Annotated in this window: 18 protein-coding genes; 1 reads left to right on the top strand and 17 read right to left on the bottom strand. The window is 52.3% G+C overall.

Annotated features, from left to right (window positions below):
* Positions 1 to 83: 83 nt before the first annotated feature.
* The 12 genes from EDC14_RS07770 to nagA form a co-directional block, all read right to left on the bottom strand.
* Positions 84 to 584, bottom strand: a complete 501-nt coding sequence (locus tag EDC14_RS07770; RefSeq protein WP_132013715.1) for a DNA-binding protein — start codon at positions 582 to 584, stop codon at positions 84 to 86.
* Positions 575 to 2,083, bottom strand: a complete 1,509-nt coding sequence (locus EDC14_RS07765) for a TrkH family potassium uptake protein (RefSeq protein ID WP_132013714.1) — start codon at positions 2,081 to 2,083, stop codon at positions 575 to 577. The genes EDC14_RS07770 and EDC14_RS07765 overlap by 10 nt, the downstream gene beginning before the upstream one ends.
* A gap of 139 nt (positions 2,084 to 2,222) precedes the next feature.
* On the bottom strand, positions 2,223 to 2,885 hold the full coding sequence (locus EDC14_RS07760; RefSeq protein ID WP_132013713.1) for a potassium channel family protein: 663 nt from the start codon (positions 2,883 to 2,885) through the stop codon (positions 2,223 to 2,225).
* A gap of 9 nt (positions 2,886 to 2,894) precedes the next feature.
* A complete protein-coding gene (locus EDC14_RS07755) occupies positions 2,895 to 3,500 on the bottom strand; it encodes a potassium channel family protein (RefSeq protein ID WP_132013712.1) in 606 nt (201 codons plus the stop codon).
* Positions 3,501 to 3,509: 9 nt separating this feature from the next.
* Complete coding sequence (locus tag EDC14_RS07750; RefSeq protein ID WP_132013711.1) at positions 3,510 to 3,821, bottom strand: hypothetical protein; 312 nt, start codon at positions 3,819 to 3,821, stop codon at positions 3,510 to 3,512.
* Positions 3,822 to 4,160 (bottom strand): NAD-binding protein, encoded by a 339-nt coding sequence (locus EDC14_RS07745; RefSeq protein WP_165907875.1) that lies wholly within the window; start codon positions 4,158 to 4,160, stop codon positions 3,822 to 3,824.
* Positions 4,157 to 4,579, bottom strand: a complete 423-nt coding sequence (locus EDC14_RS07740; protein ID WP_132013709.1) for an NAD-binding protein — start codon at positions 4,577 to 4,579, stop codon at positions 4,157 to 4,159. The genes EDC14_RS07745 and EDC14_RS07740 overlap by 4 nt, the downstream gene beginning before the upstream one ends.
* A gap of 30 nt (positions 4,580 to 4,609) precedes the next feature.
* Positions 4,610 to 5,299, bottom strand: a complete 690-nt coding sequence (locus tag EDC14_RS07735; RefSeq protein ID WP_243662850.1) for a response regulator — start codon at positions 5,297 to 5,299, stop codon at positions 4,610 to 4,612.
* 30 nt (positions 5,300 to 5,329) lie between these two features.
* On the bottom strand, positions 5,330 to 5,704 hold the full coding sequence (locus EDC14_RS07730) for a response regulator (RefSeq protein WP_132013708.1): 375 nt from the start codon (positions 5,702 to 5,704) through the stop codon (positions 5,330 to 5,332).
* Entirely contained in the window at positions 5,701 to 7,611 is a 1,911-nt protein-coding gene (locus tag EDC14_RS07725; RefSeq protein ID WP_132013707.1) for a sensor histidine kinase, read from the bottom strand. The genes EDC14_RS07730 and EDC14_RS07725 overlap by 4 nt, the downstream gene beginning before the upstream one ends.
* A 584-nt stretch (positions 7,612 to 8,195) precedes the next feature.
* A complete protein-coding gene (locus EDC14_RS07720) occupies positions 8,196 to 9,683 on the bottom strand; it encodes an FGGY-family carbohydrate kinase (RefSeq protein WP_132013706.1) in 1,488 nt (495 codons plus the stop codon).
* 264 nt (positions 9,684 to 9,947) lie between these two features.
* Entirely contained in the window at positions 9,948 to 11,090 is a 1,143-nt protein-coding gene (gene nagA / locus EDC14_RS07715) for an N-acetylglucosamine-6-phosphate deacetylase (protein ID WP_132013705.1), read from the bottom strand.
* Between the two features lie 191 nt (positions 11,091 to 11,281).
* On the opposite strand from nagA, the gene EDC14_RS07710 reads away from it, so the two are divergent.
* Positions 11,282 to 12,076, top strand: a complete 795-nt coding sequence (locus EDC14_RS07710; RefSeq protein ID WP_132013704.1) for a DeoR/GlpR family DNA-binding transcription regulator — start codon at positions 11,282 to 11,284, stop codon at positions 12,074 to 12,076.
* A gap of 230 nt (positions 12,077 to 12,306) precedes the next feature.
* On the opposite strand, the gene EDC14_RS07705 is transcribed toward EDC14_RS07710, so the two are convergent.
* From EDC14_RS07705 to EDC14_RS07685, 5 genes are all read right to left on the bottom strand, one after another.
* Entirely contained in the window at positions 12,307 to 13,062 is a 756-nt protein-coding gene (locus EDC14_RS07705) for a class I SAM-dependent methyltransferase (protein ID WP_132013703.1), read from the bottom strand.
* Positions 13,063 to 13,575: 513 nt separating this feature from the next.
* Entirely contained in the window at positions 13,576 to 13,896 is a 321-nt protein-coding gene (locus EDC14_RS07700) for a hypothetical protein (protein WP_132013702.1), read from the bottom strand.
* 138 nt (positions 13,897 to 14,034) lie between these two features.
* The gene (locus EDC14_RS07695; protein WP_132013701.1) at positions 14,035 to 14,193 is read right to left on the bottom strand and encodes a DUF559 domain-containing protein; all 159 of its coding nucleotides are present in this window, start codon (positions 14,191 to 14,193) and stop codon (positions 14,035 to 14,037) included.
* Between the two features lie 163 nt (positions 14,194 to 14,356).
* The gene (locus EDC14_RS07690; protein ID WP_132013700.1) at positions 14,357 to 14,641 is read right to left on the bottom strand and encodes a hypothetical protein; all 285 of its coding nucleotides are present in this window, start codon (positions 14,639 to 14,641) and stop codon (positions 14,357 to 14,359) included.
* A gap of 15 nt (positions 14,642 to 14,656) precedes the next feature.
* Positions 14,657 to 15,694 carry an RHS repeat-associated core domain-containing protein gene (locus EDC14_RS07685; RefSeq protein ID WP_243662855.1) on the bottom strand — a complete coding sequence of 346 codons (1,038 nt, stop codon included), beginning with the start codon at positions 15,692 to 15,694 and terminating at the stop codon, positions 14,657 to 14,659.
* Between the last annotated feature and the right edge of the window lie 80 nt (positions 15,695 to 15,774).

Below are 15,774 nucleotides of genomic sequence, written 5' to 3'. Positions count from 1 at the left end.
AGTTGATCTCAGTTTAAATTTTACGGTTTTATCGATAAACAGCTTTTCATATCCCTCATGAATTATTAGCTCCTTTTCCCAATTCAAAGCTTATTTCCCCTAAAATTCCCGCGTAGATATTGCAATAAATAAAAAATCCCTGCGGCGATGGCCAATAACGCCAAGAGTAGCCGTTCCACCCGGATCGGATGGGACGTGGGTCCTCCTCGCTTTAACACCGTGATTGAAGAGGCATGAATATCCAGGTCTCCGCCATGTTCCGGGCAACTGCGGTAAAAGAGCCCGGTCACTTTGATCCAATCGCCCTTCATCTTATAAGAACCGTAATGCCGGATCGGCCGGATCATCCCGTACTTGACCCAAACACCCATCGCATTATTGCCGTCGCTCACGTTCAGCCAGGCATGATTGCCGCGCCTCATCGGCTCCCGGATGACTTCCCCTTCATAGGTGACCATCTTGCGGTCCCATTGCGCACCCTTTTCGATCAGCTCATTACTTCCCTGCGCCAAAACCGGCGGTCTCCAGTTCCATAACAAGCCACCGATGATCAAAACGATGAGCGTGATTCGTTTTATTTCCATTTCCACTTCAACCCCGCCATGATAAATCCGAATAGTGCCAAAACCGACATGAATTCCAACCGCCCCACCCACATGATCGCGATATAGGTCAGCTTCAAGAAGGCAGGCATGGCGGCGGAAGTCACGCCAATCGACAATCCGACATTGCCGGTGACGGATGCGGATTCAAACGCCGCCTCCAGCAAAGGATAACCGGATAAGCTCCCGACAAGCGTCCCGATTAAAAAGGTCGCCATATACATAATGACGATCAGCGCGGCGCTGCGAACCTGCTTTTCTTCGAGGATCTGTTCTTTTAGATAATGAAACCGTTGCACGAAAACCGCCGACTCCGGGCTGAGCAAACGACGCATCTCGTGAAGGATGGCTTTAAAAATGATTCCGATGCGCAACCCTTTGAAACCGCCCGCCGTGGAACAGGCGCTGCCGCCAAGCAGCATCACGCTGATTATCGCCAGCAGTGCCAGGTCGCCCCATTCCCGGATGAATTGCCGGGCATAGATGGTCATAAACCCGGTAGTCGTATGGCCGGAAACGATCTGATAAAATCCTTTGCGAAACAAGTTCACCGCTTCGGGATAAACGTGCAGTTTGGCCAGGCCGTAACAGCCGACCACCGTAAAGATGGTCAGGGTGGTAAAGAACGAAACTGTTTCGATATTCCGGTAGATCTCCTTGCGGTTGCCGGTCCATACCCCATAGTGAAGGGCGAAATTGAAAGAACCGATCACAAAAATGACGATGGTAACCAGCTCGTACCAGAAGCTATGATAATATAAGATGTTTTGGGTCATCGGCGCGAATCCGCCGGTACTCCAGGCCGACATATAGATCCATAATCCGTGGAAAAAAGAGCTGAGCGGCGACAAGCCGATCAAAAGCCCCACCGCCCATAAGGCAAAGGTGCCGATGGCCAGATAGATCAGGCTGATCTTCCAGATCATCTTGGCGGTATGAATCACGCTCGGCAGCAACCGCTCGTCCTTGGCCTCTCCCACGTATAGTTTATAACCGCCGGAAACATCCTTCACCAGGAAAGTCAGGGCCAACACGATCATTCCCTGACCGCCGACAAAGGTGATTACGTGCCGCCACATATTAAGCCCATTGGCAAGATGGTCCAGGTCTTGAATCAACGTTAATCCGGTGGTCGTGAAGCCGCTCATCACATCGAACATTGCGTCCAAAAAAGATAAGTAATTTCCGCTCAGCGCATACGGGATCGCCCCGACCGCCATGGCCACCAGCCAGGAGAACGCCGCCGTCACCATCCCGTGAATCCAGGTTGGCTTCTTGGTTGTCGTTCCGATGGAAATCATCGCCTGTCCGATAGCCATGGCCATGCCGATGCTGATGGTAAAGTCAACGGCAACCGACCATTCCGCAAAGCAACCGGCGGTGAGCAGGGGCAACAACATCAGGGCCCCGATGCCGATAATGATTTTCCCGGTGAACCTGGAAATCAGGCGGAGATCATCGGCGGCCGGTTTGATAATCATCGAATCAACTCCTGCAGTATCAGACAGATCCCGAAGCTAATGAATGAAATGAATAAAACGTATCCTATTTCCGTCAAAATTCCCAGAATCATCGCATCATCCCGGAGATAAGCGCGGGCTTTTTCCAAAAAAACAGGTTTCATTTGGCTCCTACCAGTATGTTTTTAAGCGAGGGTTCAAATTGTTTTTTCGCAAGGGCCATTACCAAATCGCCGGCTTGCAAAACCGTATCGCCTCTCGGGAATAAAACCTTGCCGCCACGGACGACCGCAATCAAGACGCACTCTGCGGGAACCCCGACCTCACGGACGGCCCGGTTCACCACCGGAGAGGTGGCCTTCAACTCGGTCTCGACCAGTTCAATGTCTCCCTTTTCAAACAGCGGCAATGTCTTCACATCGTCCACCGCCAGCTGATTCTGGATCATCTGCGCGATAATGCCGGTGCTGCTGACTGTGGCGTCGACGCCCAAGCGCTGTAAGATCGCCTGATTTTTCGGATTATTGACCCGGGCGATCGTCTGCGGCACTTGAAAATATTTCTTTGCCAACTGGCAGGCGACCAGATTTTCTTCGTCTTTTCCGGTAGCCGCCACAAAATACCCGGCTTGTTTGATGTTGGCCTGCTCCAACACCTCGATATCGGTTCCGTCGCCATGGATCACCAAGATGTCCAGATCATTGGCGATTACATGGCAGCGGTTGCTGTCCTGCTCGATGACGCCCACGTCATGTCCGGCCTGAAAGAGAGTTTTGGCCAAATAATAACCGACTTTTCCACCGCCAATAATCAAGATATACATTCGTCCACCTCATTTTTGCCGGGTCCGGATGATCAAAACATCCGCCGCGTCCACCACCGTCTTCGGATCCGCCGGAACCAGATGCTCATTCCGTAATATGCCAACCAACCGGACATCACTGGGGATTGGAAGGTCTTTCAAAGAACGGCCGATCCATTCCGGCAGCGGATTGATTCCGGCGACATCGGTATTGATATAGCCTAAAAACGGCGTAAACCGGTTTTCATTTAACAGTTTGATGATCCGATTGATCCCGGTGTTGGTCGGGGAAACAACATTCAACCCTAAATGAGCGAAGAATTCCTCCCGTTCCGGATCGGAGATTCTGGCCAGAACCATCGGGACGCGGAAGATCGCTTTGGCGATCTGCGCTGCCATGGCATTAATATTGTCGTCGGCGGTGACCGCCACCAACGCCTGAGCTTTTTCAATGCCGGCCTTCTTCAAAACATCCTCATCAATGGGATTGCCGCTCACCGTCACCCCGTCGAAGCCGGTCCCCAACCGTTTGAACTCCTCGCACTGACCAATCACCACCAGATCATGGCCTTGCTCGGAAAGCACGCGCGCCAGGCGCGATCCGAGCCGTCCGCAGCCCACTACAATCACAAACATCCGGATCCCTCATTTTTCACCCAGAATTTTCCGAATCAGATCGCCTTGCGCCAGGGGGGTGGATAAGGTTACGACTTTATCGCCGGACTGGATAAGTTGCTCCCCGGCGAGTAATTCGCCGTTACGAATCACCCCGGCCACGCGGGCCTCGCGAATCTCGCCGATCTGGCGCAGCGTCTTTCCGATCCATGGCGACTGCTCATGGAGTTCGATGACGGTCGACAGGATCCGCCCCTCCTCCAGCGTCTGCAGCTGGCGAATCTGATCGCTCAGGCTTTCCTCGACCAGCTGACTGATGATACTGGGGATACTGAAAGTCATCTACACCCCCATTCGCGTAAAAAAGGCTTCATTGACCGGATTTTTGATCAGCGATACTGCCCGGGCGATCCGCAAGCGGTGTAAAGCCATCTGACAGACCCGATAATTGGCGGCGTCATCCGCCAGCAGGGCCACCAACACCTGCCGTTCAACCAGGGCGTCCTTCAGCACGCTGAGCCGGGTCGGATCGCCGCAGATCACCGTGGCTTTGAATTCGCGCGCCAGCCGTTCGCAAGTTGCCGGTTCGGGACAGATGATGGTCAACTGGTACCCTTTCGCCAAAATGGTTTGCGCGATGAAAAAGAGGACCTCGCCGCTACCGCAGACCGCCACTTTCATGATTTGAGCCCCCATTCGGCACTCAGGCGGTCCACAGTCTGCCGCGCCGCCAGTTCCATAGGATCTACGGTGGCGATGGCAAAGCAGTCCAACACTTCCCTCCGCTCGGCATCGGACTCGACCACCACGACTCGCGGGACTTTGTAGAGTTCTTGCGCGATATGCGCCAACATAAAGTTCAGATTGGCATCCCCGGTGCTTAAAAATAGCGCATCCGCCCGGCTCAACCTGGCTTCATCCAAAACGGACAGATCCGAGGCGTCTTTGATCAGGGTAAACCCGCGAAACTCCGTCGCCAATTCGGCCAACGCCCGCTCCTGGCGGTCGACGGCGATGATATAGGGCGGATCGGGACTTTTTGACAACGCCCGAATCAGATAACCGCCAAATCTGCCGCAACCGATCACTACAACATTCATTTTAATTCCCCCATCCGGTCAACGAGCGAATTACTTTTCGGTCTCTCCCAGATTCATCCCTTGCTGAGTGTATTGCCATTGCGCGGAACGATTCAGGTTTTCGATGGCCGGGGTATACGACGGGTCAATGGAGAGGGCGGCCCGGTACATCTTCTGCCCCAATTGCAGTTCTCCCTCCATCTCATACATCACTCCCAGCAGATTAAAGGCGGTTGGATTGACGGTATCCATGGCCACCGCTTTTTGCAGCCATTCTTTGGCCGGACCGAATTGTTGCTTGACGATGAAACCCTTGGCCAACTCCACGATGGAATGATAATCCTGCACCTGATCGGCGGCCAATGTCTGGCGGCGCATAATGGTTTCCGTCAATTCCAGGAGTTCTTCGGGTGAGAACGGTTTGCGGAGATAATCCACGGCGCCCAGTTTCATGGCGGTGACTGCGGTTTCGACCGTGCCGTAGGCGGTCATCATCACCACATTCAGCGCGGGGTGGAGTTCTTTCAAGTTCTTCAGTACCGCGATTCCATCCATCCCGGGCATCTTCATATCCAAAAAAACCAGCTGGTAATCGCCCTCCCGGGCTTTGGCGATCCCTTCCTCGCCATTGACGGCCAGCTCCACCGCATAGCCGGCAGCCTCCAGACATGTTCCGAGGGTCAACCGGATATTCTTTTCGTCGTCCACAATTAATACCGCCTGTTTCGGCATGGTCCTCATCGTCCTTTCCCTCCCATGAAGTTTTCGCTTTTATCCCATCTCTTTCAACACTTCCGCGACTCCAGCCAGCAATTCTTCCGGGGCGAAGGGTTTTATCAGATACTGCCGGATCGGATACTGGTGAGCCTTTTTTAAATCATCCACCTGGGCTTTGGCGCTGGTGACAATGACCGGTATGTCCCGGGTGGCGGGGTTGTTTTGCAGCGCCTCCAGGACTAAATAGCCGTTCATCTTCGGCAGCAGGATGTCCGCCAGGATCAGCTGCGGCAGATCGTGCAGGGCCGTCTCCAGCCCTTGAATTCCGTCCGCCGCGACCAACACTTCATAACCGGCGGCTTCCAGGCAGATCCGCTCCACCAATGCGATATTTTCATTATCCTCCATGATCAGGACTTTGGCTTTCATGAGTTCGTTCCCTGCCCCTCCGCCACCGGAATCGTGAAATAGAAGGCGCTCCCTTTCCCCAGCTCACTCTCGGCCCAGATCTTCCCCCCGTGTTTTTCGACAATCTCTTTGGACAGCGCCAACCCCAAACCGGCTCCGCCCACCGGGGTCTCGTTCTTATTTTGCACCTGAACAAATTTTTCAAAGATCCGCGTCAGGTTTTCCTTGGCGATACCCACTCCGGTGTCGCTCACCGCCACTCGGACCCAGCTTCCTTCGACTCGGGCCTTGATGCCGATCTTGCCGCCCTTGGCCGTATAACGCAGCGCGTTGGAGACCAGATTGTTGAAGACCCAGGCGATCCGGCTGGCGTCGGCCATGATCGAAGGAAGATCTTGGAGTTCCGGGTCCAACTCCAGCGCGATCCCGCGCTCCGCCAGCTGGCCCTGTAACGGCCGGAGCGAGGCTGCGACGATATCTGCCAACCGGCTGGGCTCTTTGGCCAGCTCCAGTTTTCCCGACTCCATCCGCGACAGATCCAGGAGTTCGCTGACCAGATGGGTCAACCGGTTGCAATCCTCCCGGATGACTTGGAGCAACTGCTCCTGCCGGCCATTGACCTCGCCCACGGTCCGGTTCAACAACAGTCCGGCGCTCATGGCGATCGAGGTCAGCGGCGTCCGGAACTCGTGCGAGGCGGCCGAGACAAAATCCGACTTGATCTGGTCGACTTCTTTCAGATGAGTGACATCCCCCATGAAAACGACCATCCCCAGCAAGTTCCCTTCTTTATCCTCGACCGGGGTCGCCTCCAGCAGGTAATATCGGAGCGCATCGCCTACTTGTAAGGTCCATGCCGCTTCCATGCCGCTCGCTTTGACCGGCAGCCGGTTGACGGCGCATTCTTTTAAGATGCCGAAGATCGCTTTGTGGTTGATTACCTCCAGGATATGGGCGTTTTTGACCTGTTTTTCCTGCACGCCGAAGACTTTTTCCGCGGCTGAGTTGAGGGCGATGATCCGGTATCCGGCATCCACCACAATCAACGGATCGGGGATGCTCCGGACAATGGCGTCGGCTCTCCTTCTTTCAGTGATCAAGCGGTCAATGTTGTTTTGGTCGTACTCTTTCAGCCTGGCGGTCATCCGGTTGAACTCTTCCGCCAGGCGGCCGATCTCGTCCCTGGTCTCGACCGCGATCCGCTCATCCAACTGGCCCTCGCCGATCCGTTTGGCCCCCTCGGTGAGCCGTAAGGTCGGCTTAATGATAATCGCCGCAATCTTATAACCGAAGATCAACGCCAGAACCAAGGCCAAAATGGATACCAGGGTCGTGGAGTAGATGGCTTTCTGGGCATCTTTTTTGGCCCGTTCATCCGCTGTCACCATATGGTTCTGATTGATATCCAGCAATTGATGAATAGCCCGTTTTACTTGCTGATACCGCGGCATGAGCCGGGTGAGATAAAAACGGCGTGCCGCCGCCGGGTCTCCGGCGCGATACAAGGCTTTGAAATCTTCGAATAATCTCAGATAGGCGCTGTAGCCGTTCTTAATTCTGGCCAAACTCTCAGGCTCTCCGCGATAAGTGATGTTTCCCTCGGCAATGGTATACCATTTGCTGAAATCCTGTTGATTGGCCAAGAACGTTTTCAGGCTGTCGCGAGACTCGCCGAACAGCAATAACAGAGCGGCCCGGTCCTGCTTCTCCAGGGCCTCGACCATATTCTGCGACGCCACCACGCTCCGGTAGCTGGCCACCATGATGTCCTTGATGGCCTGGTTTAATTTGATGAAATTATAGATCGCCCAACCTCCGGTGATCAAAAGCAGCCCGGCGATGACCAGATAACCGGAGAGGATCTTCCAGCGCAGGCTGATAGCGCCGATCGGGAAAGAAAACCATTTGTCTGGTCGAAGCCTTGACAAATCGAAAACACCCTTTCAACCGGGTTGTTTACCAAATAATCCGCCGGGTTATTAGGAATCCGGGGTGCAATGGATGACTCGCCATTTTGGAAAACGCGTTAAAGCCGATGGATCCACTGGAGTGGTAGTATGCCACCCAATTCCGGTTCCAGCCATTCCCGCGCGCCTTCGGAAACAGTGGTGCCATATCAACAGGCGGTCCGGGGCTTGCGCGTTTTTGTCTAATTCTATTATTATACTCATTTCCGATGTCAAAATGGCGTAAAAGATCGCGTCACAGACATAAAGAAAATATAAAGAATCAGAGAAGACAGGTCGCAACTCATTTGGACCTTCAAGGGACGGATTGTGACAGCGATTGATAATGGTATTATAAGGAGATAACCGCGCTGTAACGGAATGGCGGATGAGAAGATAAGCCCGGTATGCCGGAATGGCATTGCGACCCATTGTCCGACCCGGATGCTACAGGATATCAAGAGGGTTAGGGCTTTTGGGGGGAAGATGAGTTAGTTTCCCTGGTACCAATCGGGGAGGTTGCGATGCCGATTCCAACGGCTCTGCGAGCCGGATACCACGCGCTTTTATACCAGCGGCCGGACTGCCGCATAGAGTTCTCGATAGCGCGCATAGAGCGTCTGGTACGCCTGGTGCTGGCGCGGGTCCGGGTGATAGACGGCCTTCTCCAGGACGAGCAGCCGGGCCGCGGACTCCAGGTCCGGGAATATTCCGGCGGCCACGCCGCTGAGCATGACCGAACCCACCGCTCCCGCCTCGCCGGTATCCAGGGCCCCGATGGGGAGGTTCAAGATATCGGCCTTCATCTGGAGCCATACTTTGGAGCCCGCGCCGCCGCCGGTGGCGCGCAGCATCCGGATGTCGATCCCGGCCTGTCGCAACCGCTCGATATTGAGGAGCATCTCATAGGTGACCCCCTCCATCAAGGCTTTGTACAGATCGGCCGCCGAATGCTCCAGGGTCAGGCCGACGATGGCCCCTTTGGAGCCGGGATCCATGTAAGGGGTCGCCGCGCCCGCGAAGTGCGGCAAGACCAGAATCCCGGTGGGTCCTTCGCCGATCCGCCCGTCCAGGAAGGCATAGACATTTTGGCCCCGCTCTTTGGCCAACATCGTTTCATACCGGGCAAATTGGTCCCGGTACCACTTCAGCAGCACGCCGCCGGTGAAGGTGAAAGCGTAACAGACGTATTTCCCGGCCACGGCATGGGGGACGATCGCGTAACTGCCCTGCCGTATCCCGGCCGAGCGGGGAATACTCTCCAGCACCGGCGTGATGCATTCCACGGTGCCGGTGCCGTCGATGGCCATGCCCGGCTCGAATACGCCGGCGCCGACCGCCGCCGCGACCTGGTCGTGGCAGCAGGAGACGATCAGGGTATCCCGGCGCAGGTGCAACGCTGCGGCCAGGCTCTCCCTGACGACCCCGGCGGCGGTTCCGGAGGGCACCGGCTGGGAAAGCAAGGAGCGGTCAATACCGGCCGCTTCCAGCAGCCGCTCGTTCCAGCGGAGCTCCCGGATGTCGAAGGCCATGGTCCGGGTGGCCAGGGAGTAATCAATTTGAGCCCTGCCGGTCAGCAGGTAGACGAGGTAATCTTGAAACAGCATCACCCGCCGGGCCCGCCGGTACGCGGCGGCCCGGTGGTTCTTGATCCACTTCAGCTTGGGCAGGCTATACATCGGATGGGGATTGACCCCGGTGAGCGCGGCGATGGTCTCCGCCCCGAGCCGGTCGATGAGCGCCTGGCATTCGGAAGCGCCGCGCGGGTCGGTATAGAGCGGCGCCGGCAGGAGCGGCCGGTCCTGCTCGTCGAGGAGCACGAAGGATTCGCCGAAGGAGGTCACCCCGATGACCCGGATATCCGGGACCGCCCGGGCAGCCTCAGCCAGCAACCCGCAAACCGCCCCCCAGACATCGTCCGGGGCCAGCTCATGCCGGCCCAGGCTGCGCGAGGCTTGATACTCCCGGTAGGACTGAAAACGGAACTTGCCGTCCTCGTCGTAAACCGTGATCTTGCAACCTGTGGTGCCGATATCCAATCCGCCGATTGCCATTCGGACGCACCTCCATTGGGATCGTCGCGCGGCGCTTCCCCCAAGCCGTCCAAGGCAGCGCCGGAAATGCTTACTTCCATTGTAACATATTGGAATGTAAAATGTTCTGAATCTGATTCGTCACGATTTTTCAGATTTTAGGTTCCGGTAACGCCCGCCGTCCTAACGGTCTTCCTCCGCCAATCCGCGGAACCCCCAATGAGTTTGATTCCGGCGGCTCTCCATCATCAGCGGCATTTTTTATTCACCGGATAACGAGCCTCATCAAATCAACTTTCTCCCTTTGCAAAAAACGGCGACGAGATTGAGTCGATCGTCAAGCACCAGCAAATCCGCTCTTTTACCCTTCTCGATGCTCCCGACAATGTTATCGATTCCTAATAACCGGGCCGGATTGAATGAAGCCATCCGGACAGCGTTCTCCAACGATACTCCGGTCAGCGTCATCATCTTTTTCACCGCGGCAAAGACCGTAAGCGTGCTGCTGGCGAGCGAACCGTCACTGTTCCGCGCTATCCCGTTTTGTACAGTCACACGCTGACCGCCGAATTGATATTCCCCATCCCCGAGGCCAGTGGCCTGCATCGCATCGGATACCAGTATCAGGCGATCGCTTCCCTTGACTTTATAGACTAGTTTTACGATTTCCGGATGAATATGCACCCCATCGCAAACCAGCTCCACATAAGCGTTACTGCAAAGCGCCGCGCCGGCCACTCCCGGCTCGCGATGGTGGATTCCCTTCATGGCGTTGAACAGATGGGTGAAAGCCAGGGCCCCGGATTGCAGAGCTTTCATTGTCGTCTCAAAGTCGGCTTCGCTATGACCGATCGAAACGGATCCACCCCCGGCGCTGACTTGAGCGATAAACGCTAAGCCATTCCGAATTTCCGGGGCAACTGTAAAATGCAGTTTCAATCCCGCCGCCAGGCTTCTGAGTTCATCATAGTCATTGGATGAAGGGGATCTCATATTCTTTGGCTCATGGCATCCTTTCCGGAGCGGATTAATATAAGGCCCTTCGATATGGATCCCCTCGATGGAAGCCCCCTGCGCCGGAAGCAGCGCTGCTTTTTGAATCTTCGGCAAGGCTGACCGCAGCTCTTCCCAGGTCGAAGTGATGGTCGTAGGCAAAAACGATGTCGTTCCGTTTTGGGCTAGAAAATTCGTTAATTTCAGCAAATCCTCCGGCTCGGCGGACATGACGTCGATGCCGACGGCTCCGTGAGAGTGGATGTCGATCAAGCCCGGGATTACCTTCATTCCCGTAATATCGTGCACTTGATCTCCTTCATGAGGGATGATTGAGTCCTCAACGGAGCGGATCGCTTCTCCTTCCAACAATATCGAGCCCTTTTTAAATATCCCGTCGGGAGATAGGTAATCTCCTCCTTTTAATAGGATCATTCCGCTTTTCCTCCTGTTCCTATGGGGATCATCAAACAAGATCTTATCGAATTCGATAATAAATTCGGTTATATTGTATTGTATATGATATAATATTATCAAAATATTTTTTAATTTCAAGTGAATATTAAAGCGAGACCGATAATGTTTGGTGGTTCGGGCTGATATGATGGCAAAAGCGAGGAATACCTATGAAAAAAACCAAGGACAGCCGGAAAAAGCGTCATGAGCAAATCCGAAATTTGTTAATCTCACACAATTTATTGAGTGTCGCTGAATTCTGCCGAATCTTGGATTGCAGCGAGGCTACAATCCGCAATGATTTACGCTATCTTGAGGAACAGGGATTCATTCAAAGAACGTTCGGCGGAGCGATCGCCACCGCGAACACTACCTACAATACGGATGTGATGTTACGGACATCCGTATCAACAAAAGAAAAAGAGGCTATTGCGGATTATGTCATCCATCATATCCTGGTTTCAGGGCAGATCATTACGCTGGACGCAGGTTCAACCAATGTTATCCTGGCGCAAAAAATTATCGAATCGCCACTTGAGTTAACCGTGATTACGAACTCTTTCGCGGCCGCTTCCATCCTCTCCAAGTCTGAAAAAATCAATCTATACCTGGTGGGAGGATACTACAATCCATTGACCTATGCATTTCTGGATGAGATGGCGCCAAAAATTTTAGAATCCATCCGGTCAGATATTTTCTTTTTAGCGCCGAACGGCTTATCAAAAGAGGCGGGAATCACCATTTCCGACCCCAAGGAAGTCTTTATCAAGCAGACGATGATCCGGCACGCCAGGCAATGCATCGCCCTAGCCGATCATTCCAAAATTGGAAAACTGGGACTGAAAGTAATCTGCGGTTTTGAAGCTTTGCGGATGCTGGTGACCGATGATAAAGCCGATGTTCAAGAAATTGCGAAGCTTGAGGAATCCGGGGTTCGAGTCATTGCCGCTCCTTCGGTATCATGAAAGGCAAAATCACGGCTTCAATTAAAACCGGCTCAATCGAACGTTATCCCAAAGTGGCCCGCGGTTAATCGATGGCCGCTGCCGACCCCTAGGTGCGACCGTCTTCCTGTGCCGGCCGACGACTGCATTCGTCCATTCTGACAATGGGTTCTCAACCAAAAACTCCTGATTTCCCAGGAGTCTCCCGCAATCATCGCTTCGTGCCGTGCCGCCGGGGAACGCTGCCCCGCTCAGACCTCGCCGATGTAGCAGTGAGTTTTATTGGGCAGGAGCAGTTGCCCGTTCCGGCTGTAGCGGTGAAACAGCTCGGTCAGAGCAGCCACAAAGAAATCCCGCGTTTCGTCCTGCGCCGCCGGGGCATAGGAAGCCGAGAGGTTGCCGCCGATATAACTCTCCAGGGTCAGGACCCGGTCGTTATCGAACACCCTGTACTCGCAGGAGCCATTCCGAAAGAAATCGCGGAAGGTCTCGGGACTCGTCCCGAGACCGTTCGAGAAGCCTCCAAAGTCGGGACAGAGCCGCTGAAAGAGCGCGTCCGTCGCTTGGACCAGCTCACTGTCGGCGGCGCGCCGGTTCCAGACCAGAATCACCTTGCCATGGGGCTTCAGGATGCGGCGGAATTCGAGCTCAGCCATGTCGCGGTCGAACCAATGAAACGCTTGGGCCACGGTGATAAAATCGACGGAATGATCCGGCAGGGTGGTATCCTCGGCGCTGCCATCCACCGTGACCACATTCTCCAAGTCCCGGCAGTGCGCTTCACAGGCGGCGCGCATCGCCGCATTGGGCTCCACGGCATAAATTCGCCGGACGCGCCCTCCCAATTGCCGGGTGAGGATCCCGGTGCCCGCCCCGATATCGGCGACCACGGCAGTACCGTCGAGTCCGACGTCCCGGAAGAGATAGTCGATAAATTCCTGAGGATAACCCGGGCGGTATTTCACATACTCCGCGACCTTCCCCGTAAACTTTTCCTTGCTGTTCATGGTCCGCTCCCATAATATATATAACTTGCGCCTTTATCATTATATTGAATTTTGGTGTTCATTTCTACCCTTCTAAAATAGTGCCCGAGGGGATCAGTGTAAAAATTTTGTATCTTTGTCTCGCTATGGCTGGGTAAAGGTAGTAATGATAGGTTTCATACGAATTGGTCCGCGATAGTGCCGGGTAAGGTCGGGGCCAAAGGAAACGGGCGCCGCTTTGTTGCCGTCCTTCTTTCCGGCTATTCCAAAACAGAACCAGGATGAATACCAGAAATATAAAGAGGTGCACCCATCCATTAACTTAGCTCGAAGAGACCCGGAGAATGTTAACACCGCCTAAACTCTCTAAATATCACACTGTCCGTAGAGTCCCCAAACAACTGACAAAAACCAGGGCCGATCTTGAAGGCCCTGGTTTGTTTTTAACCCACCGTTGGATATAATCATTGAGGTAGTTATTTTGTTATTATGAAGATAACCCGGTAAGGTATATTCTCAATTCACACATTGTAGTTAGTCAATTCTATCTTTATTTTCAAGCTCTTTTCCATCAGATTTCTTCTCTATTGGTTCATCGCCGTTATCATTTTGGTTTTCTCCCGAATTACTATTTTTTTGAAATAAATTTTTAAATGTTCCACTCATAGAATCATAGATTCCAATTATCACCATAATGATAAGAGCATAAAAAATCATTACTATCAAATAGAATAGAACATTCCAAAAAAACGAATCTGTTTGATTTACTTTATCTTGAAGATAATTAAAAATTGGAACTATCAGGAATATTATTGCTATAAAAATCCAGCCATAATCTTTAATTTTTTTATTCATAAGTTTGACTCCTTAGGTAGTTTCGAGTCCTCGATAACTATCATTGTTGTCGAAATTCGATCCCAAGCTAAAATATTTGCCTTACGTCCTAATGGCTTGAATTGTAAAATAATACAGTCCAAAATCAAAAAAATACTACTAATTGCTGTTGCAATTCCTACGCCAATTGGAACGTAAATCGTACTTTTTAAGCTTGACCCAAAGCCGCTTCTCTTCCTCGGTCATATTCCGCCGCAGCTCCTTAGCCATCCCCAATTTTACAGGATTGATCTTCTGACCGCGAATGAGCTTTTCCAATCTCACTACCTCCTTATCCCGGCCGCAACCAATTCCAATATTTGTATTATACCACACGTCTCCCAAACCTACGACTCTCCTTCCTTGCCAGGGAAGGAGCGGAGGATAGGTCTCTTCATGAAAAGACCAGGGCCGGTTTGGACCCTGGTTTCCCACTTTCCGTTCATCCTACTTGGATATTTAGTTGTTTTATAACTTCCTGAACTTTATCCCTAATTTGTTGTTCACTATAATAACAATCATAATTCAGCAAATCATCTTCAAAAGGAGAAAACCTGCTTGTAATCATGGCCAACTCTTTAAACTTCATCTGTTCTTCTCTAGTTAGTGTTTGATAATCTATTTCGAGATTATACAAATCAGTGAAATCATTGCAGAAAGATTTGATTTCACATTGATTTTTAACTAATAATCTTATCAAATGATAAAGCCGTTCTTTTGATTGCATATGTTTCCTCTCCTGTCACTTTATTCTTGGTAAAGGTCCAATTGCGTCTCTAGTATACATAAAATGGTATACTGTATTAGTTGCCTTATTGTAAAGAACCTCTAAATTGTATAACTGTCCATTTTTGGTCATTGTCGTGTAATGCATTAAAGCGCTGGACTTTTGAGGATCTGGAAGCCCTTTTGTAGATTTTATTGCATCCATTAGCGTCTGAACAGGAACAGCCCTGTCTGGATTTTCCATTCGTATTGCAGCTGTTTTGGTAAAGTTAAGACCAACAAGTTCAGTATCTACAACTCTAGCAATACTACTTAAACCTTTTCTAACTGAACCAAATTGCCCAAAACTACATAAAAACGCAAATTCTTCAGCTGCTCCCGCAAATGTCCAACCAAGGGCGTCAAGATAATCTCCATTTTGAAAACTGTTAATCGCATTTCCATATGAAGCAGAACCCGGAAGAACATTACCCATTATGTTAGCTATTCTATCATTACTACTACTAGAACTATGACTACCAGAACCGCCACTACTGCCACTATTTCCACCATATTGATAGCCGTTATTTCTGTAACTGGTACTCTCGCTATCGCCATCATAACCACTGCCATCCCAGCCGCCGTTATCGTTATCGCCGACTCTCAGCCCATCCGGATCCACAAACCTCACCGGGTTATCATTACAATACGCATACCAATTCGCCCCATCCTCGGCCGGATCCGCCGAAATAAACCTTCCCACTTCCGGGTCATAGAACCTCGCCCCGAAGTAGATGAACCCGGTGTTGTCCTTCTCCTTATCGGTGAACGTATAGGCCACCGCCGCCGACCCTTGTGAAGAAGTCTCGCTGCCATACGGTGCGATAAAGGACCTATCCTCCTCTCCTTCCCTGGCAAGGAAGGAGAGATAACATACGAACACGTGTGTTTCAATTGATTCATTGGGAACTATACCATATTGCTTATCAAAATTAATTATCCACCACTTCGTAGACGACAGAGCTCTTGAATCATCCCGGTCGCAACCAATTCCAATATTTGTATTATACCACACGTCTCCCAAACCTACGACTCTCCTTCCTTGCCAGGGAGCGGAGGATAGGTCTCTTCATGAAAAGGCCAGGGCCGGTTTGG

Origin of the sequence: Hydrogenispora ethanolica, from assembly GCF_004340685.1 — a bacterium.
GTDB lineage: Bacteria > Bacillota > UBA4882 > UBA8346 > UBA8346 > Hydrogenispora > Hydrogenispora ethanolica.
Note: the sequence above shows the minus strand (reverse complement) of the source record. Positions and strands in the feature narration are given on the sequence as shown.

Excerpts from the sequence above, each read along its gene's own strand:
- EDC14_RS07770 (WP_132013715.1), bottom strand. The coding sequence starts at position 584 with ATGGAAATAAAACGAATCACGCTCATCGTTTTGATCATCGGTGGCTTG.
- EDC14_RS07765 (WP_132013714.1), bottom strand. The coding sequence starts at position 2,083 with ATGATTATCAAACCGGCCGCCGATGATCTCCGCCTGATTTCCAGGTTC.
- EDC14_RS07760 (WP_132013713.1), bottom strand. The coding sequence starts at position 2,885 with ATGTATATCTTGATTATTGGCGGTGGAAAAGTCGGTTATTATTTGGCC.
- EDC14_RS07755 (WP_132013712.1), bottom strand. The coding sequence starts at position 3,500 with ATGTTTGTGATTGTAGTGGGCTGCGGACGGCTCGGATCGCGCCTGGCG.
- EDC14_RS07750 (WP_132013711.1), bottom strand. The coding sequence starts at position 3,821 with ATGACTTTCAGTATCCCCAGTATCATCAGTCAGCTGGTCGAGGAAAGC.
- EDC14_RS07745 (WP_165907875.1), bottom strand. The coding sequence starts at position 4,160 with ATGAAAGTGGCGGTCTGCGGTAGCGGCGAGGTCCTCTTTTTCATCGCG.
- EDC14_RS07740 (WP_132013709.1), bottom strand. The coding sequence starts at position 4,579 with ATGAATGTTGTAGTGATCGGTTGCGGCAGATTTGGCGGTTATCTGATT.
- EDC14_RS07735 (WP_243662850.1), bottom strand. The coding sequence starts at position 5,299 with ATGAGGACCATGCCGAAACAGGCGGTATTAATTGTGGACGACGAAAAG.
- EDC14_RS07730 (WP_132013708.1), bottom strand. The coding sequence starts at position 5,704 with ATGAAAGCCAAAGTCCTGATCATGGAGGATAATGAAAATATCGCATTG.
- EDC14_RS07720 (WP_132013706.1), bottom strand. The coding sequence starts at position 9,683 with ATGGCAATCGGCGGATTGGATATCGGCACCACAGGTTGCAAGATCACG.
- nagA (WP_132013705.1), bottom strand. The coding sequence starts at position 11,090 with ATGATCCTATTAAAAGGAGGAGATTACCTATCTCCCGACGGGATATTT.
- EDC14_RS07710 (WP_132013704.1), top strand. The coding sequence starts at position 11,282 with ATGAAAAAAACCAAGGACAGCCGGAAAAAGCGTCATGAGCAAATCCGA.
- EDC14_RS07705 (WP_132013703.1), bottom strand. The coding sequence starts at position 13,062 with ATGAACAGCAAGGAAAAGTTTACGGGGAAGGTCGCGGAGTATGTGAAA.
- EDC14_RS07700 (WP_132013702.1), bottom strand. The coding sequence starts at position 13,896 with ATGAATAAAAAAATTAAAGATTATGGCTGGATTTTTATAGCAATAATA.
- EDC14_RS07690 (WP_132013700.1), bottom strand. The coding sequence starts at position 14,641 with ATGCAATCAAAAGAACGGCTTTATCATTTGATAAGATTATTAGTTAAA.